Origin of the sequence: Rhodococcus sp. 852002-51564_SCH6189132-a (assembly GCF_001665495.1) — a bacterium.
In the GTDB taxonomy this organism is placed as follows: Bacteria; Actinomycetota; Actinomycetes; order Mycobacteriales; family Mycobacteriaceae; genus Rhodococcus; species Rhodococcus pyridinivorans.
Window position 1 is genome coordinate 1 of the sequence record NZ_LZMJ01000056.1, and the last position, 24,519, is coordinate 24,519.

The window sequence follows — 24,519 nt, forward strand, 5'->3', positions numbered from 1 at the left end:
CCCCGTGGGCCCGCGGGGGGGGGCGCGCCGGGGGGGGGGTCTTCTGCCGCCCCCCCCCCTGCGCCCCCCCCCCCGCCCCCCCCCCCCCCCCCCCCCCCCCTTCTGGTATCGGTGGGGCCTTACTTGGCCGAGACCGAGCGTCCCGCCGACTTGAGGTCGTTGCAGGCCTCGATGACACGCTGCGTCATGGACGCCTCGGCCTTCTTGAGGTAGCTGCGCGGGTCGTAGGCCTTCTTGTTGCCGACCTCGCCGTCGATCTTGAGCACACCGTCGTAGTTGGTGAACATGTGTCCCGCGATCGGGCGGGTGAACGCGTACTGCGTGTCGGTGTCGACGTTCATCTTCACGACGCCGTAGCTCAGCGCCTCGTCGATCTCCGACTTCAGCGAGCCCGAACCGCCGTGGAAGACGAGGTCGAACGGCTTCGACCCCTCGGGCAGACCCAGCTTCTTCGACGCGGCGGCCTGGCCCTCGGCGAGGACGGACGGCTTGAGCTTGACGTTGCCCGGCTTGTAGACGCCGTGGACGTTGCCGAAGGTAGCGGCGAGCAGGTACTGGCCCTTGTCGGCGCCGAGCGCGTCGACGGTCTTCTCGAAGTCCTCGACCGTGGTGTAGAGCTTGTCGTTGATGGCGTTCTCGACGCCGTCCTCTTCACCGCCGACGACGCCGATCTCGATCTCGAGGATGATCTTCGCGGCCTTGGCGGCAGCGAGGAGTTCCTGCGCGATCTCGAGGTTCTCGTCGATCGGGATGGCCGAGCCGTCCCACATGTGCGACTGGAACAGCGGGTTCTGTCCGTTGTTCACGCGCTCCTGCGAGATCGCGATGAGCGGGCGGACGAAGCCGTCGAGCTTGTCCTTCGGGCAGTGGTCGGTGTGCAGAGCGATCGTCACGTCGTACTTCTCGGCGACGACGTGGGCGAACTCGGCGAGTGCCACGGCGCCGGTGACCATGTCCTTCACACCCAGGCCCGAGCCGAACTCGGCGCCACCGGTCGAGAACTGGATGATGCCGTCGCTGCCGGCGTCCGCAAAGCCCTTGATGGCGGCGTTGATCGTTTCGGACGAGGTGCAGTTGATGGCCGGAAACGCGAAGGAGTGCTCCTTGGCGCGGGCGATCATCTCGGCGTAGACCTCGGGAGTTGCGATAGGCACGGCAGGTGACCTCCATGTCGACGTGTCTGTGCGCTCGGCCGATGTGGGCGGCGGCGCGTTGTCCCTGCATTATGGCAACTCCGGACGTCGAACGCTTGAGTGCATCCGCGAAGTCACGTGCGGCTGTGCCCGGCCGAGTACCACTACGATGGCAGCCGTGATGACGGAGGCCCGCTCGGAGGCGAAACCCGAGGACGACGACCGCACCGCCCAACCGAAGCCGGCCGAGATGCTCGCCAACGTCGCGCGAGGCGGCCTGATCGGAGTTGCAGAGACGGTACCCGGCGTGTCGGGCGGTACAGTGGCCCTGGTCACAGGGATTTACAGTCGCCTGATCGCGTCCGGCAAGCACATCACGGACGTCCCCCGCGCGATGGTCGGGGGAGCGGGTTGGCGGACCGCTCTGCGACGTGTCGACTGGTGGCTTCTGATTCCGGTCGCTGTCGGCATGGTGGTCGCCGTGTTCTCGATCGCCGGGGTCATGGAGTCGTTCGTGAGCAACCAGCCCGTCTATTCCCGGGCATTGTTCATGGGAATGATCGCGACGTCGGTGATCGTCCCCTTCCTGGAAATCGAACGCGGAGCCCTACGTGCACGGGGAGCGAAGGGCCGCGCGTGCGCTCTGTTCGTACTGATGGCCGCCGCTGTGTTCGCGCTGACGTCGCTGCCTCGCAGCGAGATGACCGATCCGTCCCTGATCCTGGTCTTCGGCGCCGCGGCCGTGGCAGTCTGCGCTCTCGTGCTGCCGGGTGTCTCGGGATCGTTCTTCCTGCTGGTCGTCGGCCTCTACGCGCCGACGATGGCCGCCGTCGACGATCGGAACGTGCAATACCTGGGCGTGTTCGCGCTCGGGGCACTGGTGGGTGTGGTGACGTTCGTGCGCGTACTCGAATGGCTGCTGGAACGCCATCACACCGCGGCCATGGTCGCCGCAGCGGGTCTGATGCTCGGCTCACTACGTGCGCTGTGGCCGTGGCAGACGGATACCGGAGCACTCCTCGGCGTAGGCGACGGCTGGCCACTCGCATCGGGTCTGTTCGTGGCCGGTGCCGCTGTGGTCGGCGTGGTCGCTCTGGTCCAACGCCGGGTTTATGCCGCTGATGCCCGCGCATCCGTGGAGGCAGCGGAGCAAGCACGAAGTATCGAACAACGCTGAAGAACGACGCCGAACGCTGTACCGGGTCGGAGGATCGGTTCGTGAATCGGTACTCTCGCACGTCGTGATTACTTCGGTCCCCACGACCAACCTGGCACTGCTTCCGGGGTTTCTCGATCCTGTCAATCTCCTGAATTCGTTCGGGACCTGGATGCTCATCGGGCTGCTGCTCGTGGTGTTCATCGAATCCGGTCTGCTGTTCCCGCTGCTGCCCGGCGACTCGCTGCTGTTCACCGCGGGCCTGATCGCGGCGGCCAAGTCGGCGGAGGTCGAACCGTTCGCCCCGTTGTGGGTGCTGATGGTGACGATCCCCATCGCGGCGGTCCTCGGCGACCAGGTCGGCTATCTCATCGGCGCGAAGGGCGGAACCAGGCTGTTCAAGCCGGACTCGAAGCTCTTCAAGCAGGCCTACATCGACGAAGCGCACCGCTTCTTCCTGCGCCACGGACCCGCGATGATCTTCCTGGCACGTTTCGTGCCGATCGTGCGCACCTACGCCCCGCTCGTCGCGGGCGCCGCGAAGATGCCCTACCGCGTGTTCATCACCTACAACATCATCGGCGGCATCGTGTGGGGCGCCGGCGTGACGCTGCTCGGCTACCTGCTGGGACAGATCAGCTTCATCGCCGACAACATCGACATCATCTTCCTGGGCATCGTGTTCGTCTCGGTGATCCCGATCATCACGGAGGTCGGCAAGCGCGTGCTCAACTCGCGTCGTGCGGCCAAGAACGGTGAGGCGCCGGCCGCCGAGGCCGCGACGATGCCGATCAACCGCATCGAGAGCACGTAGGAACGAACCTGGCACCACAGAAGGTGGCTTCCGCCCGTCGAACGAACGGGTCGGAATCCACCTTCTTCCGTTTCAGGACCGCGAGGCCGCGACAGCGTAGGCCGCTTCCATGAGCATCCACCCGCCGAGCTGCACCGACATGTCACGTTCGGCGACGGCCGACTCGCGGACGGTGCCGCCCGCGAACCGCGCGACCGAGGTGCCCAGGCCGGGTAGCCGCGCCTGCCGCGACCAGTCGCGGCCGAAGACCGGCAGCTCCTCGACCTGCAGCCGGTTCTCCCAGGCGGCCTCCGCCGACGCCAGCACGATCCGTGCCGCGACGTTGCGGGCGCGGATGTCGTCGCGGTCGACGACGGGCAGTGTCGTGGCGACCATCGCGAGGTAGCGGGCCAGGATCCCGTTGAACAGTCCCCCGTCGCCCCCTCCCCCGCCGGTGACGACACTGCGTTCGGTGAGGTGGTCGTCGACTGCGGCGACGAGCGCGTGGACCCTGCGGCGATGCCGGGGGTCGTCGAGCTGCAGGGCGAGTTCGGTCTCGAGACCGAGCGTCACACCCTGGCAGTAGCTGTAGATCGCGCGTTCGTGCACGCCGTCGCGGATGCCGTCCAGGACGAGACCCGTCTCGGGGTCGAGCAGCACGTCGTGGATCCAGTCGGCCATCTCCTCGGCGCGGTAGACCTTGCCGGTGCGGGCGAGCAGCAGCGCCGCGGGACCGTTCGCGGGGGCGTTGAAGAAGTTGTCCCGGCGACGCCACGGGATGCCGCCGCCGCGTTCGGGTTGCCAGGCGTCGAGGAGCTCGTCGACGAGGGTCGCGATCGCACCGCGGTGGTCGACGTAGAGATGCCGTTCGGCCCGTTCCAGCGACAGGCCGAGCCACGCCATGTCGTCGTAGTAGTTGTTGGTCCAGCCGGTGAGGTTGCGGATGCGGTGGGTGCGGGCGAGCCGCACGACGCGGCGCCGGCGACGCGGTGTGGCGTCGCGCTCGGCGGCGTCGACGGCGGTGTCGATCAGGTGCGCCTGCCACCAGTAGTGCCAGGAGAGGAACAGTCGCTCACGTCGGACGGCGGGCCATCCGACCACCCCGAGCGCGGTGCCGGGCAGGGCCCAGAGACGACGGATGTGCCGCGAGACGATCGCACCCTCTGCGGCGTCGGCCCGCTGCGACCACCGGGCGGCTTCGACTCCGTCCGAACGCTGTCCTGCTGCGGTGTTCATCACCCTCCACACTGCCCGACCGGCGGCCGTCCCGACGACGGTCCGCGCGACTTTCATCCCGGAATGCGGGGCAGGTGTTACCAGGCGTCCGAGAAATCGGCGTGCTGCCTGATCCACGCGTGCATCGCGATCCCCGCGGCGACACCCGCGTTGATGGATCGGGTGGAGCCGAACTGGGCGATGGAGACCGTCATCGACGCGACGTTGCGGGCCGCTTCGGTGACGCCGGGACCCTCCTGCCCGAACAGCAGCAGGCAGCGGTGCGGCAGGGTCGCCGTCTCCAACCGGACCGAGCCGGGGGTGTTGTCCACCGCCACGATCTCGAGGTCCTGTTCGGCCGCCCACGCGACGAGCGCGTCGACGTCGGGGTGGTGGAGCAGGTGCTGGTAGCGATCGGTGACCATCGCTCCGCGCCGGTTCCACCGGCGTCGTCCGACGATGTGCACGGTGCCCACGGCGAACGCGTTGGCGGTGCGGACGACCGTCCCGATGTTCGCGTCGTGGGCGAAGTTCTCGATGGCCACGTGCAGCGGGTGCCTGCGACGGTCGATGTCCGCGACGATCGCCTCGCGGTTCCAGTAGCGGTAGGCGTCGACGACGTTGCGCCGGTCGCCGTTGGCGAGCAGCTCCGGGTCGTAGCGCGGGTCGGTGGGCGGCTCGGTGCCGAACTCCTCGATCCACGGTCCGACGCCGTGCGGGTGCTCACCCCATTCGGTGGGGCCCGCCACGTCCTCGACGGCCGGTTCGGAACGCGTGTCGGTCACCGTCAGAACGTCTCGTTCGAACCTGCTGCGACACGGAAACCGTGGCCGGTGGCGTCGTTGGTGCACGTCACGTCGGCTGCGGTGGTGGCGCACGTATAGCCGAGCTGCGACAACGACGATCCCGGCGGCAGGACGGGGCTCGCCCCGTCGGGCGAGAGGTAGACCGGTCCGCCCGAGCACACGAACTCGCCTTCTCCGGAGTCCTGTACGCGGATGCCGAGTCCCCAGTTGACCATGCAGTCCTCGGGGCGCGGCGGGATCGGATCGGTCGGTCCTTCGCAGCCCGCCTCGGTGCGGGTGGGCAGCCGGACGATGCCGCATTCGAAGGTGCCGTCGGGGCTGCTGAAGTAGTACGACTCGTTGCGCTGGTACTCGACCTGCGCGAGCGGAGCCGGTTCCTCCGGGGAGGTCTCCGGCTCGGGAGCCGGTTCGGTCGTCGACGGGGTCGCCTCCTCGGTGGTGCTCGCAGCGACCGTCGTGGAGGGGGTCGTCGAGGCAGCCGCGGAGGTCGTCGTCGACGTCGCTCCGGAGTCGGCCTCCGGCCCGTCCGCGGAGCCTCCGCATCCTGCGACGAACAGTGCCACACCCGCGACGACTGCGACCGGCCACATCCGAATTCTCACGCAACACCCTTCCCGACGACGTGCGGGTGTCACTCTATCGAGCGGCGTCAGTGGCCGGTCAGGCGCCGGTTCACCAGGCGATTCATCCATCCGGGCGACACCTGGGCGAGCGTGGCGAGCACGGTCGCCTGCCGGCCCACGGGCCGATGCACCCGTCCCGAGCGCCGCGTGGGACGAGTCGCGTCGAACACCGCGCGGGCGACGTCGTCGGCGCCGAGGTTCACGCCCAGGGAGCGTCGCGAGCCGATGTCCATCCCGTCGACCATGTTCGTGTCGACGAACAGCGGCCACAACGCCTGCACCTTGATGTCATGGCGGGCCCACTCGAGTTCGAGTGCTTCGGTCAGGCCGCGCACCGCGAACTTGGTGGCGCTGTAGGTGGCGAGCTCGGGCTGTCCGTAGAGCGCCGACGCCGAGCACATGTTCACGATGTGCGCGCCGGGGGTGTCGCGGAGATACGGGAAGGCCGCGTGGCAGCCGAGGACGACACCGGTGACGTTGACGTCGACGAGCTGCCGGTGCCGGCTCGCCGGGGTGTCCTCGAACGGCCCGGACGACAGCAGCCCGGCGTTGTTGACGAGGACGTCGAGCCGGCCGTCGGTGCAGAACTCCTCGAGTACGCGGGTCCACGCGGAGGTGTCGGTGACGTCGAGGGCACCGGTGGCGATCTGCCCCGCGGTGACCGAGGCGCCCTCCTCGGCGAGGCTCGCGAGCCCCGCGGTGTCGATGTCGAAGGCGCCGACGCGGTAACCGTGACGGGCGAAGAACAGAGCTGTGGAGCGGCCGATACCGGCGGCGGCTCCGGTGATCACCACGCTGGGAGCAGACATGGCATCACCCTAGTCACGGGCGGGAGCCGACGGCGCACAGCGGGGATAGGCTGGGATCGGAGGAGCTGTGAATCGTCGTATCGTTGCCACCGTCGCGTTCGTCACCGTGGGATATGTCGTCGTTCTCGCGTTGTGGATGCACCTGCTCCTGCCGATCTCCGAACCCGGCACCGAGGGCTTCCAGGTGGTCTTCCTCGTCTGCCTGTACGGCACCGTGCTCGGTCTGTCGATGGCGCTCGCGGGTCGCCGCTCGAAGGTCATGCGCCGTATCGAACGCGAAGGGTACGAGGGATGGGCGACCATCCGTTCCGCGACCCCGCTCGATCTGACCTCGACCGGTCAGCTGACCCGGCTCGATCTCGAGCTCACGGTGCCCGGCTCGGAGTCCTATCGCGGCACGGTCGTCTACGAGGTCGACCGTCGCAACCTGCAGCGCTACGCGCCCGGGGAGGTCGTGAGCATCTGGGTGGACCCGCTCGACCGCGACCGGATCGTCCTCTATCCCTGACTGTTCCGGCTCGTGAGAGCAAGGAGCCCTTCCACGAGCAACAGCTGGGCCACGGTGTAGGTGGCGAGCACGAACCCTTCCGCTGCCGCGCGCATCTTCTCGTCCTTCAGCAGGGTGCGGCGCACCACGATCGATCCGTCGGACAGCGTGAAGATCAGGCCGCCGAGACCGAGCCGACTACGCCTGTCGGCACCCGGCACGGCCAGCCCTGCGCGCACTCGCGCACCGGGTGCGAGGGCGGGGTCTCCGGCAAGGATCGCAGTGGTGGCGAGCAGGGCGCCGTATCCGGTCAGCGGCGCGGCCACCGAGCGGTTGCGGACGGCGAGCAGACCGGCCGCACCGGCCAGGGCACCGGCACGCTGCACCGCGACCGGCTTCGACACCCGCGCACCGCGCCGGACGAGGATGCTCGAGTAGGCGGTCTGCATGACACCGAAACAGGCTGCACCGCTCAGGATCCGGCGGTCCTCGTCGGAGCGGATCATGGCGATGTCACCGAGGGTGGCGGCTGCGAGACCTGCGACAAGCAGGGCGGTGTCGGCGCGATCGGTGTCGCGGGAGCGGCGCAGCACCCGCACGGCGAGCGCGGGTGCGATGAGCGGTTTGGCGATCTGCTGCAACTTCTCGTTCCCCGACACTCCCCCGACGACGGTGGCGGCCGACGCCGCCGCGAACACCGCGTGCTCGACGCCCCACCTCTTGCGACTGAACCAACCCATGCGCGCACAGTACCCGGCTGCATCGATCGTCCCGCAAGCTTCAGCAGCGGCGCGCACCGCCGGACGCCGTGGCGCGCAGGAAGGTCGGCGCCGGCAGGTCGCGCTGCACAGCGGCGTCGGCGACGGCCTTCCGCACCGAGTCCACGCGGTCGTCCTCGCACAGCGCGATCGCCGACCCGCCGAAACCGCCGCCCACCATCCGGGCGCCGAGTGCACCGGCAGCGACGGCCGCGTCGACTGCGGTGTCGAGTTCGAGGCAGCTGACCTCGAAATCGTCGCGCAACGAGCGGTGCGACGCATCGAGCAATGGTCCGAGATCCCGGATCCGCCCTGCCCGCAGCAACGCCGCAGCCTTCTGAACGCGGGCGATCTCGTCGATCACGTGCCGGGCGCGGCGACGTAGGACGGGATCGTCGATCAGGTCCGCCGACGAGGCGTCGCGCAAGCTATCCACGCCGAGGAACCGGGTGGTGTCTTCGACCTCACGGCGACGCTGTCCGTACTGTCCGTCGGCGAGCTCGTGCCCGGTCCCGGTGTCGACGACCAGCACGGTCAGCCCGCGGGCTTCCGCGTCGAACGGGATGTGTTCGCTGCTGCCATCGGCGAAGTCGAGGAGCAGCGCGTGGCCCGGACGTGCGTGGAGGGCGATCCGCTGGTCGAGCCCACCGGTGGGGGCACCGGCGTAATCGTTCTCCGCGCGCACACACGCCGCGGCGAGTCGATCACGGCCGTCGTCGCCGAGGGGCAGCCCGCACAGGTCGGCGAGCGCCACCGCGACCGACGTCTCGAGCGCCGCGGACGACGAGAGTCCCGCTCCGACGGGCACGTCCGACGCGACCGCGATGTCCGCACCGGTCAATCCCGGCGGGTCGAGCGTCCAGATCACGCCGGCGACGTAGGCGGCCCAGCCGTCGACGTGCCGGTCGCGCAGATCCAGGTCGACGCCGTCGAAACCGGAACTGCGCACGCGCAGTACATGATCGGAGCGCCGACGCACCGCGACGACGGTGATCTGCGGGATCGCCATCGGCAGACACAGACCCCCGGCGTAGTCGACGTGCTCGCCGATGAGATTGACGCGCCCGGGGGCGCACCAGCAGCCCTCGGGTTCGGTGCCGAACTCGGTCGCGAACAGTGCGCGGGCGGTCTCTGCGAGCGTCATGGCGCCACCTCACGCAGGCGTTCGGCGATCCGTTCGGGGGTGGTGTCGCTGATCCACGCGCCCATCGCGGATTCGGACCCTGCGAGATATTTCAGCTTGTCCGGGGCCCGCCGCAACGAGAAGATCTGGCAGAACAGCCGCATGTCCCCGCGAGGTGCACCGACCGGCGCCTGGTGCCAGGCAGCGATGTAGGGGGCGCGGTCGACGCCGGGGAAGAACCGGTCGACGCGGCCGAGAAGGTCGCGCTGGACGGCGGCGAGTTCGTCGCGTTCGTGTTCGTCGAGGGCGGCGAGATCCGGGATGTCGCGGTGCGGGACGAGGTGCACCTCGACGGGCCAGCGTGCCGCGGCGGGGACATAGGCCGACCACGCGTCGCCGGAGACCACCAGTCGGGTGCCCGCGCGTCGTTCGGCGTCGAGGATGGCGCCCTGCAGCGACCTGCCGGTCCGCTGCCGATACTCACGGGCGCGGTCGAGCAGGGCGCGTGAGCGCGGTGGGACGAACGGGTAGGCGTAGATCTGCCCGTGTGGATGTTGCAGTGTCACACCGATTTCCACGCCGCGATTCTCGAAGCAGAAGACCTGCTCGACATCCGGTTGCTTCGACAGCGCGGCGGTGCGGGCGGCGAGCGCATCGATGACGGTGCGCGCCCGCGGCACGGAGAGGTCGGCGAATCGGGCGTCGTGGTCGGGGGTGAACGCGACGACCTCGCAGCGGCCGGTCGCCGGTCGTCGCGGCCACAGACCTTCGTCGTCGACGAGATCCTCACCGGCCGACGGCGCCCCGAGCGACGGAAAACGGTTCTCGAACACGACGACGTCGTAGTCGTCGGCCGGGATCTCGGTACACACGTCCGCCCTGCTCGGGCACAGCGGGCAGTCGACGGCCGACGGCAGGAAGGTACGGTCCATGCGGTGGGCCGCGAAGGTGACCCACTCCCCCGTCAGCGGGTCGCCGCGCATCTCGGAGGTCGCCGCGACCGGCGGCAGGTCGCGGCGGTCGCGGAGGTCGCGGGTCGCGGCACCGGAGACGAACGGCTCGGTGTCGTCGAAATAGATCAGTTCCCGGCCGTCCGCGAGATGCGTGACGGTCTGCCGGACCCGCGCCCCCACGCGGCTACTTGTCGTCCAGACCCAGGTCGGCGAGGCCGAGCAGGGAACGGTACTCGACGCCCTCGGCGGCGATGACCTCGTCGGCGCCGGTCGCGCGGTCGACGACGGTCGCGACACCCACGACGATCGCGCCGGCATCGCGCAGCGCCTTGACGGCGGTGAGCGGCGAGTTGCCGGTGGTGGTGGTGTCCTCGACGACGAGCACGCGCTTGCCGGTGACGTCCGGTCCCTCGATCTGCCGCTGCATGCCGTGGGCCTTGGCGGCCTTGCGGACGACGAAGGCGTCGATGGGCCGGCCGGGGGCGTGCATGACGGCGAGGGCGACGGGGTCGGCACCCATGGTCAGGCCTCCGACGGCGTCGAAGTCCCAGTCGGAGACGAGTTCGCGCAGGAGCGTGCCGATGAGCGGGCCGGCCTTGTGGTGCAAGGTCGCGCGGCGCAGGTCGACGTAGTAGTCGGCTTCCTTACCGGACGACAGGGTCACGCGGCCGTGTACCACCGCCAGCTCGCGTACCAGTGCTGCCAGTTCGTCGCGGTCACTCATTGCGTCCTCACCCGTCGTTCGGCGGCGCGACGCCGGTGCGGTCGCGCTCGTGTCGGGGAACGAGCCTAGTCGCTGCGGGTCGCAGGTCAGGCAGCGACGGTGTCGGAGGTCGCCTCGGACTCCGACCGGACGTCGTTCTCGACAACCTTCGCATCGACGGTCTCGTGCCTGCGGGCCGGCTCGGATGCGGCGACGGGCGTGGGCGCCTCGAACAGCACGACAGGTCCGACGGCCGCGAGCTTCGCGAACAGCGAGGTGGGGAATCCGCCGACCGCGGTGTTCAGTGCGCCACCGAGGTCGTTGTGTACGCGGACGGCTCCGGCGATGCGCTGCTCGCGGGTCTGCAGTTCCCGGGCGACCCGGATGAACGGCGAGTGGTTGACCCCTCCGAGTCCACCGATCAGCTCGTGGAGCGTCGCCGACAGCGCGTTCTCCGCACCGGCGCGTTCGGTGAGACCCAGGCGCTGGTCGCGCACACCGATGGCGAGCGAGCGGGCGCCGACGACGGGCCGGATGCGCTCACGTTCTACACCGGCGCCGGCCGACGCCGCGATGAGCGCGGGCACGAGATCGTAGCGGTCGTCGAGCTCGTGGAGGAGCAGGCGCAGGCTCTCCCGGTGGCGTTGCTGCAACGTTTGAAGACGGCGCACGCCTGCGCGCAACCACAGCACCACCGCAACCACGACAGCAACACAGAGCACCACAGCCACAGACGTCACGCGCAGAAATGTACCGAGCGCACGAACCGCGTCGAAGACTGCACCCGGCGTGTCCTGCGCGGTGTATCCGTACCGTGATCTGGCAACGCCCGCCGTCAGTTCGTCCGTGGCGATCGGGTGCTGTCGCGGCCGCAGCCGATCAGGTCCGGCCGCGACCGTTGCCGAAGGTGTTGGTCAGCTTCCGCACGAGGTTCTGCGGCACCAGTCGTCCCGCCGTGGCGAGCACCTTGTACTGCAGCCCCGGAATGCTGCGGACCTTGCCCTTGTCGAGGTCGGCGAGCGAAGTGCGCACCACCTCGTCGACGTCGAGCCACATCAGGTTCGGGGTGGACGACATGTCGATCCCGGCACGCTGATGGAACTCGGTGCGCACGAAGCCGGGGCACAGTGCCTGCACCCGCACGCCCGTGCCGGCGAGGCCACCGGCCAGCCCTTCGGTGAACGACACGACATAGGCCTTGCTGCCGGAGTAGGTGGAACCGCGACCGGGCAGCAGACCGGCCACGCTCGCGACGTTGACGATGTCGCCCCTGCCCGCCTCGATCATCGACGGGAGCGCGGCGCGGGTGAACGCGACGACCGAGGTGACGTTGACGTCGAGCTGCGCCTGCAGCAGGCCCGGATCGGCGGTCCAGAACTCGCCGGTCGTGCCGAAGCCGGCGTTGTTGACGAGCATCTCGACACCGCGACCGAGGCGTTCGACGACGAGATCGCGACCGTCGACGGCCGCCAGATCGGCGACGATGATCTCCGATGCCGCCCCGAACTTCTGCTTCAGCTCGGCGGCGAGTTCGTCGAGGGCGGGACGGGTGCGGGCGACGAGCACGAGGTCGTAACCGCGACTCGCGAGGGTGCGGGCGAAACCCGCACCGATTCCCGAGGTGGGTCCGGTCACGAGCGCGACGGGGCGGACGGAAGTCATGGCCGCCACACTAACGACACGCGACGCGCGCGACCACCTCCCGAGGATCTACCTCAGTGACAATTCTCGGCGTTTCGCCTCAGTGACAATTCTCGGCGTTCCGCCTCAGTGACAATCCTCGGCGTTCCGCCTCAGTGACGGGCGGAGGGCCGGCCCGGATCCTGCGAACCCCGGTCCAGTTCCTCGGGTTCCACGACGGGCGGCAGCACGTGGAGGATGCCCGACAAACGCGCGACGGTCTCGATGGCCGAGTCCCATTCGCGTCCGGAGCTGCCGACGGGGATCGAGCCGAGCGTCCACTCGCCTTCGCTCCACAGCATCTGTACGTGGTCGGGGATGGACTCGGTGAACGCGACCATCCGCTGGTCGCACACGCGTCGCGCGATCTCGAGGTCGGTGGCGAAGACGATGCGCGGGCCGATCGAACCGAGCAGGTTCATGTCGGGGTCCTTCGGCGGCGGCGTCGACTTGAGCCGCAGATCGATGTCGACGTCGGAGCCGACCTTGCGCCGGACCGCGATGATCGTCGCGGTCTCCTCGATGTCGAACAGGACGAACTCCTCGCCGCGGCGAACCCCACGGACGATGTCGATCGCGCCGAGATATTCCTGCTTGGCGAGCGCCGCGCGGTGCCAGGTGGACGGCAGGTGGTCCTCGGCGGAGGTGTACTTGTAGCCCTGCGCTTTGGCCCAGATCTCCCGGATACGACCCGACTGTTCTCGCCGCGTCCGGTCGACGTAGAGCAGCGCGACCGCACCCAGCAGTGCGACCGCGGCCAGAGAGAACCACATGGCAGTCATCGTCGAGTCAGCCTAGCGGGTCAGCGGCCCGAACCACCGAAGGATGGGAGGGACGCGCTGACGACGGTCTCGGCGGTCATCCGTCCCTGCTCGACGGCACTGCCGGTCGCCACGGCGGTCGCTCCGACCTCGAGGCTCTCGGCGGTGTCGCCGGTCAGGGTGATGATCTCGGTGTCGGGGGTGAGGACGACGGTGACCGTCGAACCACCGATGACGCCGAGGGTGATGCTGCCGCCGTCGTTAGCGGTGATCGTGCCCACGACCGCGCCCGCGTCGCCCATGACCTCGCCGAGTCCGCCGGGGATCCGGTCGAGCGGCAGTCCCGGTGTGGTCGGTTCGGGTGCCGGCGGGAGAGTCGCCGTCGGCGGGGGCGCGACGGTGGCCGGGGCGCGATCCGACGCGACCCGCGAGGTGGAGTCGTCGGGCCGGCTGAGCAGGAACCCGATGGTGCCGCCGAGCGCGATGAGGACCACCGCGGCGAGCGTGATCAGTCCCCAGCGCGGGCCGCGCGGCTTCCCGGCATCCGTGCCGGGCGCCGGACCCGTGGGTGGCTGCCCGGGGATTCCGTGCCCCCGCGTTCCCGGTCCCGGGTTCATCGCCGTCTGCGGGTTACCGGGGTCGTATCCGGGGAGCACCTGTGTGGGCTGATAGCCGTGCGGGGGCGGGTAGCCCGGCTGAGGCGGATACGGCTGTTGCGACGGAGGACCCTGCGGGGAGGGATAGGCCTGGGTGGGCTGGTACTCGCTCCCCTGCGCGCCCCACTGCTCGTAGCGGGTGTACGCGACCGTCGGGTTGGTGACCGGCCGCCCGTACGCCTCGGTCGCGTCGTCGGTGTGCAGCACGCGGGTCGCGTCGGGGTCCGTCCCGTTCGACGACTCGTCGAGTGCGTAGGCCCGTTCCTGCGGGGTGCGCGGATCCTGGGGATTCTTCATAGCGCCTTCCAGAGTAGGCGCGCGCGGCCCCGGCGGCTCCTGCCACCGAGGCCGCGCACGGGCGCCGTCAGGCGCTGATCACGAGGTGGTCGCCGTCCTCGCTGACGCCCACGTGGACGGTGTCTCCGTCCTTGATCTCACCGGCGAGCAGCTTCTTGGCGAGCTGGTCGCCGACCGCCTGCTGTATCAGGCGGCGCAACGGACGTGCACCGTACTGCGGGTCGTAGCCGCGCACCGCCAGCCAGAACCGCGCGGTGCTCGAGACATCCAGTGTCAGTCGCCGCGCCGACATGCGGTCGGCGAACTGGTCGAGCTGGATGTCGACGATCTTCTCGAGCTGCTCCTCCGAGAGCGGGTCGAAGATCACGACGTCGTCGAGCCGGTTGATGAACTCCGGCTTGAACGCCGCCCGCACCGCCGCCATGATGTGCTCCCGATCGCCACCCGCACCGAGGTTCGATGTGAGGATCAGGATGGTGTTGCGGAAGTCGACCGTGCGGCCCTGGCCGTCGGTGAGACGACCGTCGTCGAGCACCTGCAGCAGCGTGTCGAAGACGTCCGGGTGTGCCTTCTCGACCTCGTCGAACAGCACCACCGTGTAGGGGCGACGCCGCACGGCCTCGGTCAGCTGACCGCCGGCCTCATAGCCGACGTAGCCCGGAGGCGCACCGACGAGGCGTGCCACCGAGTGCTTCTCGCTGTACTCGGACATGTCGATCCGCACCATGGCGCGTTCGTCGTCGAACAGGAAGTCGGCGAGCGCCTTCGCCAGCTCCGTCTTGCCGACACCGGTCGGGCCGAGGAACAGGAAGGACCCCGTCGGACGGTTCGGGTCGGCGACACCGGCACGTGCACGACGCACCGCGTCGGAGACGGCCTGCACCGCGACGTCCTGGCCGACGACCCGCTTGCGCAGTTCGTCCTCCATCCGCAGCAACTTGGAGGTCTCGCCCTCGAGCATGCGGCCGGCGGGGATGCCGGTCCATGCCGCGACGACGTCGGCGACGTCGTCCGGGCCGACCTCCTCCTTGAGCATCAGGTCGCCACCGGCGGTGGTACCCGACGCGGCGGCTGCCGCCTCGAGCTTCTTCTCCAGCTCGGGGATGCGGCCGTAGCGCAGCTCGGCGGCCTTGCCGAGGTCGCCGTCGCGTTCGGCGCGTTCTTCCTCACCGCGCAGGGATTCGAGCTGTTCCTTGATCTCCCGCACGGAGTCGATCGCGGTCTTCTCGTTCTGCCAGCGCGTGGTGAGCTGGTTGAGCTTCTCCCGCTCGTCGGCGAGTTCGGCGCGCAGCTTCTCGAGGCGTTCCTTCGAGGCCTCGTCGCTCTCCTTCTGCAACGCCATCTCCTCGATCTCGAGGCGACGGACGACGCGTTCGACGGTGTCGATCTCCTCGGGACGCGAGTCGATCTCCATCCGCAGGCGCGAGGCTGCCTCGTCGACGAGGTCGATCGCCTTGTCGGGTAGGAAGCGCGAGGTGATGTACCGGTCGGACAGCGTCGCCGCCGCGACGAGCGCGGAGTCGGTGATGCGCACGCCGTGGTGCACCTCGTAGCGCTCCTTGAGGCCGCGCAGGATGCCGACGGTGTCCTCGACACTCGGCTCCCCCACCAGGACCTGCTGGAAACGACGTTCGAGGGCCGCGTCCTTCTCGATGTACTTGCGGTACTCGTCGAGGGTCGTGGCACCGACCAGCCGCAGCTCACCGCGGGCGAGCATCGGCTTGATCATGTTGCCGGCGTCCATCGCCGACTCGCCGGTCGCGCCGGCGCCGACGATGGTGTGGAGCTCGTCGATGAAGGTGATGATCTGCCCGGCCGATTCCTTGATCTCGTCGAGCACGGCCTTGAGGCGTTCCTCGAACTCGCCGCGGTACTTCGCGCCCGCGACCATCGAGCCGAGGTCGAGCGAGATGACGGTCTTGCCGCGCAGCGACTCGGGCACGTCCCCGGCGACGATGCGCTGGGCGAGGCCCTCGACGATGGCGGTCTTACCGACGCCTGGCTCACCGATGAGGACCGGGTTGTTCTTGGTCCTGCGGGAGAGCACCTGGACGACACGGCGGATCTCGTTGTCGCGACCGATGACCGGGTCGAGCTTGCCTTCACGCGCCCGCGCCGTCAGATCGGTGGAGTACTTCTCCAGGGCCTGATAGCTGGCCTCGGGATCGGCGGAGGTCACGCGGCGGTTGCCGCGGACGGTCGTGAAGGCGTCGCGCAGGGCGGCCGGCGTTGCGCCGTGCCCGGCGAGGAGCTTCGCGACATCGGAGTCGCCACCGGCGAGGCCGACGAGGACGTGCTCGGTGGAGACGAATTCGTCGGTGAGTTCGGTGGCGAGTTTCTGTGCCGCGGTCATGGCCGCGATCGCCTCACGCCCGAGCTGCGGTGTGGTGGTCGCCCCGCTGGTCTGCGGAAGACGACGGACGAGGTCCTCGGCTTCCCTGCGCACCGCGGCCGGGTCGACGCCCACCGCTTCGAGCAGCGGGCCGGCGATGCCGTCGGTCTGGTCGAGCAGTGCCACGAGCAGGTGTGCCGGACGGATCTCCGGGTTGCCCGCAGCGGACGCCGACTGAAGTGCAGCGGTGAGTGCGGCCTGGGTCTTGGTCGTCGGATTGAACGAGTCCACTGCGCGCCCCTTTCTTTCTCGGTGCACCCCACGCGCAGGCGAGTGCCCCATGTCGATTCTGCAGCCGATTCCCTGCCTCGGACAGGTCTCGGTGATGTCGAATTCTTCAACGGATCATAAGTTGAGTTTGTTCCACTCAACTTTCCTGAGTATAGTGATTCTGTTCACAAACCGCTCGCAGGTTGTGACGGACCCCGTGGTCGGTGGCCGGGCGCCCTGCAACCGACTACAGTGGCGGCGTTCGCGCAGCACGGATACAGGGAGGATGGCGTGGAGGCTTTCGCCATCGCCCGGGTTCAGCTCAGCTTCGCGTCGATCATCGCCACCCCCACCGGAGCCGAACGGTTCGCGACGGCGTTCTACAACGCCATGTGGAGCGAGTCCACCGGCATCCGCTCACTGTTCCCCGCCGGCATGGAGTCGATGCGACAGCGGTTCGCGACCGCGGTCGGCTGGGTCGTCGCCCGCCTCCACGAACCGGGCACCGTCGACAGGTTCCTCGCCCAGCTCGCGCGCGACCACCGTAAGTACGGGGTCGAGCCGCTGCACTACCGCGTCGCGGGCAACGCACTGCTCGCCGCGGTCCGCGAATGCACTCCCCTGATCCTGTGGACGGCCGCGCTCGAACGCACCTGGGCCGAGGTCGTCGACGGAGTCGTCGAGACGATGGCGACCGCCGCGGCCACCGACGACCTGCCTGCCTCATGGGGGGCCACCGTCGTCGGCCACGAACGCGTGCTCCCCGATCTGGCCATCATCCGGCTCGAGGCCGACAGCTCGATCCCCTACTACGCGGGCCAGTACATGAGCGTGCAGATCCCGCAGCGCCCGCACATGTGGCGGTACCTGTCGGCAGCGATCCCGCCGAATCCGTACGGGCAGATCGAATTCCACGTTCGACGGGTCTCCACCGGATGGGTGAGCCCCGCGCTCGTCGGCGAGACCGCGGTCGGCGACCGGTGGACGATCGGCCCACCGCTCGGTGGCCTGCACGTCGACCGCGAGAGCGGCCGGGACGTGCTGATGATCGCGTCCGGCACCGGTCTCGCACCCATGCGCGCCCAGATCATGGAGATGGCGATGCGCGGCGACAACCCGCGCGTCCACCTGTTCTACGGGGGCAAGTATCCGTGCGACCTTTACGACCTCGAAACCCTGTGGCAGATCGCCACGACCAACCCGTGGCTGACCATCGTGCCGGTGCTCGAGGAGAAGGAGAACCCTTGGTGGCACCCGGTTCCCGCGAAGGAACCGCCCACCGGCCTCAACCGGCCGATGTACGGCAAACTCGGTAAGGTCGCCGGGCAGTTCGGCACGTGGGCCGACCGTCAGATCCAGATCGCCGGGTCGCCGTCGATGATCCGCACGACGCTGTACGCGCTGTCGGCGGCGGGCACCCCGCGTCAGAACATCAGCTTCGACCCGCTCTGATCTGCTTGCGCAGCTTCCGTGCTGCGAGAACGTTCCGCGTCAGCGAGATGGGGTTCGGTGGCACCCATCCGGCCTGCTTTGCCATTCCGAGGTCGTCGCGTACGGCCCAGTGCTCGACGATCTTGCCGTCGGCCACCCGCAGCCAATGGGTCTGCCGCACCGAGAACCGCTTCCCCGTGGGCGCGAACACCTGATCGACGCGCCCGTACTCGTCGTAGGTCACGAACGGACCTTCGTGCCGGGCCGACATGACGGAGTCGACGACGACGAGACCGTCCTCCTCCACGACGTGCCTCACCTCGAACCTCAGGTCCGCGAAGGCCTCGCGCAACCACAGTGCAGTCGCGAAGAAACCGTCGGGTCCGTGGACTCTGGCGGGAGGCGGTTCACTCTTTGCTTCGCGATTGACCGCGTCCGCGGACAGCACCTCGCCGAAAACGCTGCGATCACCGTCGGCCATCATCATCAGAGCCCGCACGGCGAGAGATTTCTTCTCCTCGGATCCGAGTTCCGGGGTGGACGCCGGAGTGGAATGTTCGATCTTCACGGCACTTCTCCTGCCTGTGAAACGAGACGATCGACCCCCGGTTCGAGTATGAACCGGCCGGTCCAGAAGTCAACGCCGCAGGAGAAGGGAACGGTGGCTACATCCGCTGCGCCGCGACCGCCCGCGCGAACTCCGGATGCGCCTGCGAGATGACGAGTTCCGAACCGTCCTCGGCCACGGACATTCCCAGAGAGGCCCGCTTCGGCTCGAGCACCCGCAGGGCGACGTAGATCGGGAGGAACGACAGACCGAAGACACCGAGCAGCGCCAGACCGTAGATCTCGGGAGCGCCCTGCACGAGCGCGAACACCAGCGCGAGGAAGATGACGCCGAGGACCGTGCAGGTCGCGGCGGCGGCGATCTGCCAGCGCGTGCGGACGGCGACGCAGCGAGCACACACGGGCCAGTCCACCGCGGCGACCTGCACCGTGTAGGCGGCCTCGAGCGCCGAACCGAACCGGTTCGATCCCTGGCGGGGCTCCGATGCGTCGGCCGCGACCGTCACCCGGACACGTCCGGTCTCGGGCTCTCCGTGGCGCGGGCAGATCGGGGGGATGGGATCGATCGGTCGCATCGAACCGTCTCCGAGCGTGCTCGTCGCTCCCGAGCCCGGATATTCGACTGCCAACCGCACCTCGACCCGCTGGACGTCCCCGTTCACCATGCGAGGGAGTATGTCAGGCCGCCCTCCCCGGTGAAAGCCGAGGATCTATCGGCCGCGTCGCCTCTCCGTCTCGGCCACGAAATTCGGGTGGGCGTACGCGACAACGAGGGCCGACCCGTCGATCGGAGCCTCGAAACCCCACCAGCCCTGACGCATCTGTCTGACGAAGATCGCCGGGGTCGGAACGAGAATGGCACCGAACACCAGCAGTGTCGCCACGCCGGGATGTTCACGCCCCAACCCGATGATCGCCATATTCACCACGGCGAGCAGACAGAACAACCCGGCAAACAGGAACAACTTGATCGCCCATCGCGCCACCCGATCCACCCGCACACAGTGCGCACACATCGGCACGTCGAACGAGATGTGGCGCGGTACGTGCTGTGCGCGGGCGCGCCAGGTGCTCGCCTGAGCTCCGGCCTCGGTGCCGAGGATCCGAATTTGACCACGGGTGTGCCGAACCTTCCGGCTCGTGGTGACCCATGTCCTCACTCGTTCGATCTCCGGCACACCGTGCACGGGACACAAGGGCGGAAGTGGATCCTTCACGGTCAGCAGGGGGTTCGATGCTCCATCCGGCGCCGACTTCACGTCGTCGCGGCACTTCAACTCGAAACGCACATGTGCACGGTCCGATTTCGTGATCCCCCCATGTTTCACGCCGAGCACTGTAGCGGGCCGTCTGGAGGCGCGTCGCCATGCCCTACACTCTCGTCCGATCACGACAGGGGGGATGTCTTGACACAACCGTATCTACACGTGGATCCCGACGATCTGCGCACAGCGGCACGCGATCTGCAGGATCTGGCCGATCAGGCCGACAGCGCGCGCCGCTACGTAGACCGATGGCTGACGGCACCCGAGATCGGGGGGTTCGTCTTCCTCGACGTCGCCGAGCGTGTGCATACCGTCCGCTCCCGGCTGACCTCGCTCTACGGGGAACTGGGCGTGGCCACCGACCGGGCTGCGACGGCGATGACCGAATCCGCACGGACGTACGAGGACACCGAAGTCGCCACTTCGACACAGTTCGAGCGCACGAACCCGGACGTCGGCTGGTGAGCGCCCGTCCCGATGAAGCGCTTGTCGAACCCACCGCCTCCGATCCCATACCGGACCTGCTCGAACGCACCCTCGGCTTGTACTACCTCTCCCCGAGCTTCTACGTCGCCGAACTGTGCAAGTTCGTGGTGGGTACCGATCCGTGGGCATGGGCTGCCCAGTACTACGCCGGGGATTGGGCGACAGTGCTGCGCGCGAGCGATGCTGTCGACAGACTCGCCACCTTCCACCGCGAGTACGCGACCGCCGTCGAGGAGGTCCACGGCACGGTCGCCCCCTGGAGTGGGTCGGCCGCACACGCCGCAGGGTTGTACCTCACCGATCTCGCGGCCGTTCTCGACGAGCAGGCGCAGGCCGTCCACGGCATCGGTAGGCAACTCGAACAGGTAGCCCTGGCCATGTACGAACTGAACCAGGCCTTCGCCGAAATTCTCTCCGTCATAACGGATGCCGCAATCATCGCCCTCGTCAAGTGGGCCGCGGCGGGTGTCGTCGGCGCGACCGGGGTCGGCGCCATCGCCTCCGTGGTGGTGGCGGGCACCTCACTGCGGGAACTCAAGCTCATCGCCGATTCGTGGAGCCGAGCGATGAGCATCCACACCGCCGTATGGACGACCGTCCAGGGATCCATGGGATTGCTCGTCGGTCACCTCACACAGATCGAGAACATCGAGATCCCCACCCTCCCCGCAGTCTAAGCACCACGGTGCCGCACAGGAATCGAGAAGACATGGACGAACCCGAGATCGTCGTCGACGTCGCGCGCGGCGATGCCACCCTGTCGCGCGAGATCGTCACGTCATTGCGGTCGATCGCCGATGCCACGGGCGACCCGGCCTTCGCGAAGCTCGTCGAGCAGGTGACGTCGGGTGAGCTGGGGGTGCGGGAACTCGCCGGTACAGAAGTGTTCTCGTCGATGCTCGACCGTCTGGTCGCCCCGGTCTTCGAGTCGCTGAAGGAGACGACCTTCGAGGACCTCGTCGAGGAGCGTCCCGACCCTCAAATGTAACGCGGATCACACTCCTCGCGATGATCCATCATCAGCCACACACAGAGGAACGGACATGAGCAGGATTCACGTGTGGCTCGCGATGATCGTCGTCATCGCGGGGATCGGGCTGACGGGCCCGACCGCGTCGGCCGCAACGCCCTATTGCGGCATCCACTGGGGTTCGCTGGACAAGGTGAACCCGACGATGGTCGCCTCGCCGTTCACCGCCGTGCGGGCAGGACGGCACGAGTGCTTCGACCGGATCGTCGTCGATCTCGCCGGGCCGGCCGCGGGTTACCGCGTCGGCTACGTCCCCGCCGTCCACGAGGACGGATCGGGGTTCGAGGTCCCGCTGCGCGGAGGCGCCTACCTCCAGGTGGTCGTCCTCGCGCCCGCCTACTACGTACCGGCGAACCGGCGCGAGGTCGTCGACGTGAGCGGATACCGCACCCTGCGACAGGTGGCGTGGGCCAACAGTTTCGAAGGCCAGACCACCCTCGGTGTCGGGGTACGGGCCCGGCTGCCGTTCCGGGTGTTCACCCTCGACGGTCCCGGTAGCGGTTCACGGGTGGTGCTGGACGTCGCGCACCAGTGGTGAGGCAGGACAGCGGCATTCCGAATCCACGAGTCCTGGTGACAAACAGCCGGTCCCGGCAACCACGACCGGTTGCCGGGACCGACCGCCACGCGAACGAGGTCAGCGATAGGACGCCCGCAGCGTCTTCTTGTCGAGCTTGCCCAGCGGCGTCAACGGCAGGGCGTCGAGGAAGTCGACCGATTTGGGGGCGTGCACCGAACCCTTTGCGGCACGCACCTTCTCGATCAGTTCCTCGACCGGCACCGACTGACCGTCGCGCAGCACGACACACGCCTTGACGGCCTCGCCCCACTTGGTATCCGGCACACCGACGACGGCCACGGACGCGACCGCCGGGTGCGACGAGATGACGTCCTCGATCTCGCGGGGGAAGACGTTGAAGCCGCCGGTGACGATCATGTCCTTCTTGCGGTCGACGATCGTCATGAAGCCGTTCTTGTCGGCGCGCGCGACGTCGCCGGTGTGCAGCCATCCGCCGCGCAGCGCCTCGGCGGTCTCCTCCGGCTTGTTCAGATAGCCCTTCATCACGAGCGGGCCGCGCACACAGATCTCGCCGAGTTCGCCCTGCGGCACCTCGTTCAGGTCGTCGTCGAGCAGGCGGACGTCGAGCCACGGCACGGGGCGGCCGCACGACGCGAGGCGGCTCGGATCGTCGGGGAGGTGTTCTTCCTTGCGCAGCACCGAGATGGTCATGCCGCATTCGGACTGGCCGTAGAACTGGAAGAAGACCGGGCCGAGCCGCTCGATCCCTTCGCGCAGGCGGGACGGCGACATCGCCGACGCACCGTAGAACAGGGTCTCTATGCTCGACAGGTCGCGGCTGTCGAAATCGGGATGGTCGAGCAGCATGTAGATCATCGTCGGCACGAGCATGGTCGCGTTGATGCGATGCTTCTCGATCGCTTCGAGCACGAGCGCAGGATCGAAGTGCGGCAGCACGTAGAGGCATCCGCCGCGCAGGAGCGTGGGGACGAAGAACGCCGCACCGGCGTGCGAGAGCGGGGTGCACACGAGGAAGCGCGGCTGCTCGGGCCACTGCCACTCGGCCATCTGGATCTGGTTCAGGGCCGCGCCCGAACGGAACGAGCCCATCACGCCCTTCGGCTTCCCGGTCGTGCCGCCGGTGTAGACGATGGAGGAGGTGTCCTCGATGTCGACGGGCGCGGACACGAGGCGCTGCTCGGTGAACTCCTCGGACAGGGCGAGAATGTCGGTGCCCACCGAGGACGGGCCGAGGGAGAACAGGTTCTTCAGGGTCGGCACCTGCTCGCGCAGCTCCGCTGCGCGTTCCTCGAAGTGGCGGGGATCGAAGATCAGGGTCTCGATCTCGGCGTCGGTCGAGATGTACAGGTGGTCGGAGAGCGAGCCCATCGGGTTCAGGGCCGTGGTGCGGCAGCCGGCGACCATCGTGGCGCCCATCGAGATGAGCACCTCGGGCCGGTTCTTGGACAGCATCGCGACCGCCGTTCCCTGGCCGACCCCGACGGACGCGAGCGCCTGCTGGAACCGGCTGATGGCGGCGCGCATCTCGGCTCCGGTGAGGACGACGTCACCGAGGTGCAGGGCGGGCCGGTCGGCGCTGCGGTCGAGCGCGGTGATGAGGAGATCGGGCGTGAATGCGGGGCGGTAGAGGTCGGCGTACTCCTCGGGCATGGTCGTCCTTCCGGTGTTCTGTGACGGTCCGTTGTGTGACGTCACCGGCTGGCGTTCTCCGCTGTGGTGACCATCACCTGCCGTTCGTCACGATAACCGCCCGAGACCGAAAACTGAAACACGTTCCACCCTGCCTTTTCGGCGACTTCTCGCCTAGAGTCTTGGGCACGTCACAGCACACCACCGGGGGATCACGCATGCAGTCGGCCACGCCGTCACCGAGCGAGACCGAAACGGCAGTCACCGCAACCGTCGTCGAACATCATCGGCTCCGGCGCGACCTCGCCGTCGTGCGTCTCGAATGCGACGACGCGATCGTCGATTTCCGCCCCGGGCAGTACGTCGACGTGGCCGTGCCGCAGCGTCCCACGCTGCCGCGTCGCCTCTCCCCCGCGCTGCCACCGTCGCTGGACGGCAAGCTCGAGTTCCACGTGCGCACGGTCCCGGGTGGCTGGGTGAGCGGCGCGATCGTCGCCGACACCCAACCGGGCGACGTGTGGCAGATCGGCGCCGCCCGCGGCGGCGACCTCCACATCGACGACACCGGCCGCATCGTCATCATGGTGGCCGGCGGCACGGGCCTCGCGCCGCTGCGGTCGCTGATCCTCGACACGGCGCGTCACCCGGATCCGCCCCGCACCTTCCTGTTCACGGGCGCCCGCAACCCGCGCGACCTGTACGCCGCCGACATGCTCATGCTCCTGTCCGAGGCGCTGCCGTGGCTGACGGTGGTGCCGGTCGTGGAGACCCTCGAGATCCCCGACATCCCCGACCCCTGGTTCGATCGCATCGCCCCGCGCATCGACGAGTTCGGACCCGACCCCGACGAACTGCTCGAGGGCAGCGTCGACGAGGTCGTCACGTCCTACGGTGCGTTCGGCGACCACCAGGTGCTCGTGTGTGGCCCGGCGGCCATGGTGCGCACCACCGCTCAGCGGCTGATCGAGACCGGCACCCCGGTCGAGAACATCCGCTACGACCCGTACTGAGTGCG

At 68.6% G+C, this 24,519-nt stretch carries 27 protein-coding genes; 9 read left to right on the forward strand and 18 right to left on the reverse strand.

Annotation, left to right across the window (positions count from 1 at the left end; translation table 11 throughout):
• Positions 1 to 119: 119 nt before the first annotated feature.
• On the reverse strand, positions 120 to 1,154 hold the full coding sequence (gene fbaA, locus A5767_RS13055; RefSeq protein ID WP_006552988.1) for a class II fructose-bisphosphate aldolase: 1,035 nt from the start codon (positions 1,152 to 1,154) through the stop codon (positions 120 to 122).
• A gap of 148 nt (positions 1,155 to 1,302) precedes the next feature.
• On the opposite strand from fbaA, the gene A5767_RS13060 reads away from it, so the two are divergent.
• Both A5767_RS13060 and A5767_RS13065 read left to right on the forward strand, forming a co-directional pair.
• Entirely contained in the window at positions 1,303 to 2,310 is a 1,008-nt protein-coding gene (locus A5767_RS13060; RefSeq protein WP_064852461.1) for a DUF368 domain-containing protein, read from the forward strand.
• A 64-nt stretch (positions 2,311 to 2,374) separates the two neighbouring features.
• Positions 2,375 to 3,103, forward strand: a complete 729-nt coding sequence (locus A5767_RS13065) for a VTT domain-containing protein (RefSeq protein ID WP_019291049.1) — start codon at positions 2,375 to 2,377, stop codon at positions 3,101 to 3,103.
• Positions 3,104 to 3,175: 72 nt separating this feature from the next.
• Here the strand turns inward: A5767_RS13065 and A5767_RS13070 are convergent, their stop codons facing one another.
• The 4 genes from A5767_RS13070 to A5767_RS13085 form a co-directional block, all read right to left on the reverse strand.
• Entirely contained in the window at positions 3,176 to 4,318 is a 1,143-nt protein-coding gene (locus tag A5767_RS13070) for a glycoside hydrolase family 76 protein (RefSeq protein WP_064852490.1), read from the reverse strand.
• Between the two features lie 77 nt (positions 4,319 to 4,395).
• Positions 4,396 to 5,082, reverse strand: coding sequence for a TrmH family RNA methyltransferase (locus tag A5767_RS13075; protein ID WP_064852462.1), 687 nt, complete (start codon positions 5,080 to 5,082; stop codon positions 4,396 to 4,398).
• Positions 5,083 to 5,084: 2 nt separating this feature from the next.
• Entirely contained in the window at positions 5,085 to 5,693 is a 609-nt protein-coding gene (locus A5767_RS13080) for a hypothetical protein (protein WP_019291046.1), read from the reverse strand.
• Positions 5,694 to 5,752: 59 nt separating this feature from the next.
• Positions 5,753 to 6,535, reverse strand: a complete 783-nt coding sequence (locus tag A5767_RS13085; protein WP_033096219.1) for an SDR family oxidoreductase — start codon at positions 6,533 to 6,535, stop codon at positions 5,753 to 5,755.
• A gap of 67 nt (positions 6,536 to 6,602) precedes the next feature.
• On the opposite strand from A5767_RS13085, the gene A5767_RS13090 reads away from it, so the two are divergent.
• Complete coding sequence (locus A5767_RS13090) at positions 6,603 to 7,043, forward strand: hypothetical protein (RefSeq protein WP_064852463.1); 441 nt, start codon at positions 6,603 to 6,605, stop codon at positions 7,041 to 7,043.
• Here A5767_RS13090 and A5767_RS13095 read toward each other — a convergent pair.
• The 9 genes from A5767_RS13095 to clpB all read right to left on the reverse strand — a co-directional run bounded on the left by A5767_RS13095 (position 7,034) and on the right by clpB (position 16,576).
• Complete coding sequence (locus A5767_RS13095) at positions 7,034 to 7,762, reverse strand: lysoplasmalogenase family protein (RefSeq protein ID WP_019291043.1); 729 nt, start codon at positions 7,760 to 7,762, stop codon at positions 7,034 to 7,036. The genes A5767_RS13090 and A5767_RS13095 overlap by 10 nt on opposite strands.
• 40 nt (positions 7,763 to 7,802) lie before the next feature.
• On the reverse strand, positions 7,803 to 8,924 hold the full coding sequence (galK, locus tag A5767_RS13100) for a galactokinase (protein ID WP_064852464.1): 1,122 nt from the start codon (positions 8,922 to 8,924) through the stop codon (positions 7,803 to 7,805).
• On the reverse strand, positions 8,921 to 10,036 hold the full coding sequence (gene galT / locus A5767_RS13105; RefSeq protein WP_006552998.1) for a galactose-1-phosphate uridylyltransferase: 1,116 nt from the start codon (positions 10,034 to 10,036) through the stop codon (positions 8,921 to 8,923). Before galT ends, galK begins: the two co-directional genes overlap by 4 nt.
• A 4-nt stretch (positions 10,037 to 10,040) precedes the next feature.
• On the reverse strand, positions 10,041 to 10,580 hold the full coding sequence (gene pyrE / locus A5767_RS13110; RefSeq protein WP_006552999.1) for an orotate phosphoribosyltransferase: 540 nt from the start codon (positions 10,578 to 10,580) through the stop codon (positions 10,041 to 10,043).
• A gap of 86 nt (positions 10,581 to 10,666) precedes the next feature.
• A complete protein-coding gene (locus tag A5767_RS13115) occupies positions 10,667 to 11,254 on the reverse strand; it encodes a LemA family protein (protein WP_064852465.1) in 588 nt (195 codons plus the stop codon).
• 184 nt (positions 11,255 to 11,438) lie between these two features.
• Positions 11,439 to 12,221: an SDR family NAD(P)-dependent oxidoreductase gene (locus A5767_RS13120; RefSeq protein WP_019291039.1), complete on the reverse strand. Its 783-nt coding sequence runs from the start codon at positions 12,219 to 12,221 to the stop codon at positions 11,439 to 11,441.
• A gap of 131 nt (positions 12,222 to 12,352) precedes the next feature.
• Positions 12,353 to 13,012, reverse strand: coding sequence for a hypothetical protein (locus tag A5767_RS13125; protein WP_006553002.1), 660 nt, complete (start codon positions 13,010 to 13,012; stop codon positions 12,353 to 12,355).
• Between the two features lie 29 nt (positions 13,013 to 13,041).
• A complete protein-coding gene (locus A5767_RS13130) occupies positions 13,042 to 13,953 on the reverse strand; it encodes a hypothetical protein (protein ID WP_019291037.1) in 912 nt (303 codons plus the stop codon).
• 67 nt (positions 13,954 to 14,020) lie between these two features.
• Positions 14,021 to 16,576 (reverse strand): ATP-dependent chaperone ClpB, encoded by a 2,556-nt coding sequence (gene clpB / locus A5767_RS13135; protein WP_039585568.1) that lies wholly within the window; start codon positions 16,574 to 16,576, stop codon positions 14,021 to 14,023.
• Between the two features lie 270 nt (positions 16,577 to 16,846).
• Between clpB and A5767_RS13140 the strand changes: the two genes are divergently transcribed.
• Complete coding sequence (locus A5767_RS13140; RefSeq protein WP_024101900.1) at positions 16,847 to 18,007, forward strand: FAD-binding oxidoreductase; 1,161 nt, start codon at positions 16,847 to 16,849, stop codon at positions 18,005 to 18,007.
• Here the strand turns inward: A5767_RS13140 and A5767_RS13145 are convergent.
• The 3 genes from A5767_RS13145 to A5767_RS13155 all read right to left on the reverse strand — a co-directional run bounded on the left by A5767_RS13145 (position 17,988) and on the right by A5767_RS13155 (position 19,842).
• Positions 17,988 to 18,554 carry an ester cyclase gene (locus A5767_RS13145; protein ID WP_064852466.1) on the reverse strand — a complete coding sequence of 189 codons (567 nt, stop codon included), beginning with the start codon at positions 18,552 to 18,554 and terminating at the stop codon, positions 17,988 to 17,990. The genes A5767_RS13140 and A5767_RS13145 overlap by 20 nt on opposite strands.
• 97 nt (positions 18,555 to 18,651) lie before the next feature.
• Positions 18,652 to 19,218 carry a hypothetical protein gene (locus A5767_RS13150; RefSeq protein WP_019291034.1) on the reverse strand — a complete coding sequence of 189 codons (567 nt, stop codon included), beginning with the start codon at positions 19,216 to 19,218 and terminating at the stop codon, positions 18,652 to 18,654.
• 45 nt (positions 19,219 to 19,263) lie between these two features.
• A complete protein-coding gene (locus A5767_RS13155; RefSeq protein ID WP_006553008.1) occupies positions 19,264 to 19,842 on the reverse strand; it encodes a hypothetical protein in 579 nt (192 codons plus the stop codon).
• Positions 19,843 to 19,980: 138 nt separating this feature from the next.
• Here A5767_RS13155 and A5767_RS13160 point away from each other — a divergent pair, with 138 nt between their 5' ends.
• From A5767_RS13160 to A5767_RS13175, 4 genes are read left to right on the forward strand one after another with little or no spacing between them, the layout of a single operon-like run.
• Positions 19,981 to 20,283, forward strand: a complete 303-nt coding sequence (locus A5767_RS13160) for a hypothetical protein (protein ID WP_006553010.1) — start codon at positions 19,981 to 19,983, stop codon at positions 20,281 to 20,283.
• Positions 20,280 to 20,981 (forward strand): hypothetical protein, encoded by a 702-nt coding sequence (locus A5767_RS13165; RefSeq protein WP_006553011.1) that lies wholly within the window; start codon positions 20,280 to 20,282, stop codon positions 20,979 to 20,981. Before A5767_RS13160 ends, A5767_RS13165 begins: the two co-directional genes overlap by 4 nt.
• A 32-nt stretch (positions 20,982 to 21,013) precedes the next feature.
• Positions 21,014 to 21,292 carry a hypothetical protein gene (locus A5767_RS13170; RefSeq protein ID WP_039585572.1) on the forward strand — a complete coding sequence of 93 codons (279 nt, stop codon included), beginning with the start codon at positions 21,014 to 21,016 and terminating at the stop codon, positions 21,290 to 21,292.
• Positions 21,293 to 21,347: 55 nt separating this feature from the next.
• On the forward strand, positions 21,348 to 21,872 hold the full coding sequence (locus tag A5767_RS13175; protein WP_026061274.1) for an AMIN-like domain-containing (lipo)protein: 525 nt from the start codon (positions 21,348 to 21,350) through the stop codon (positions 21,870 to 21,872).
• A gap of 99 nt (positions 21,873 to 21,971) precedes the next feature.
• Here A5767_RS13175 and A5767_RS13180 read toward each other — a convergent pair whose 3' ends face one another.
• Complete coding sequence (locus A5767_RS13180) at positions 21,972 to 23,525, reverse strand: AMP-binding protein (RefSeq protein ID WP_033096228.1); 1,554 nt, start codon at positions 23,523 to 23,525, stop codon at positions 21,972 to 21,974.
• Between the two features lie 197 nt (positions 23,526 to 23,722).
• On the opposite strand from A5767_RS13180, the gene A5767_RS13185 reads away from it, so the two are divergent.
• Positions 23,723 to 24,514, forward strand: a complete 792-nt coding sequence (locus A5767_RS13185) for an FAD-binding oxidoreductase (RefSeq protein ID WP_064852467.1) — start codon at positions 23,723 to 23,725, stop codon at positions 24,512 to 24,514.
• The last annotated feature ends 5 nt before the right edge of the window (positions 24,515 to 24,519 follow it).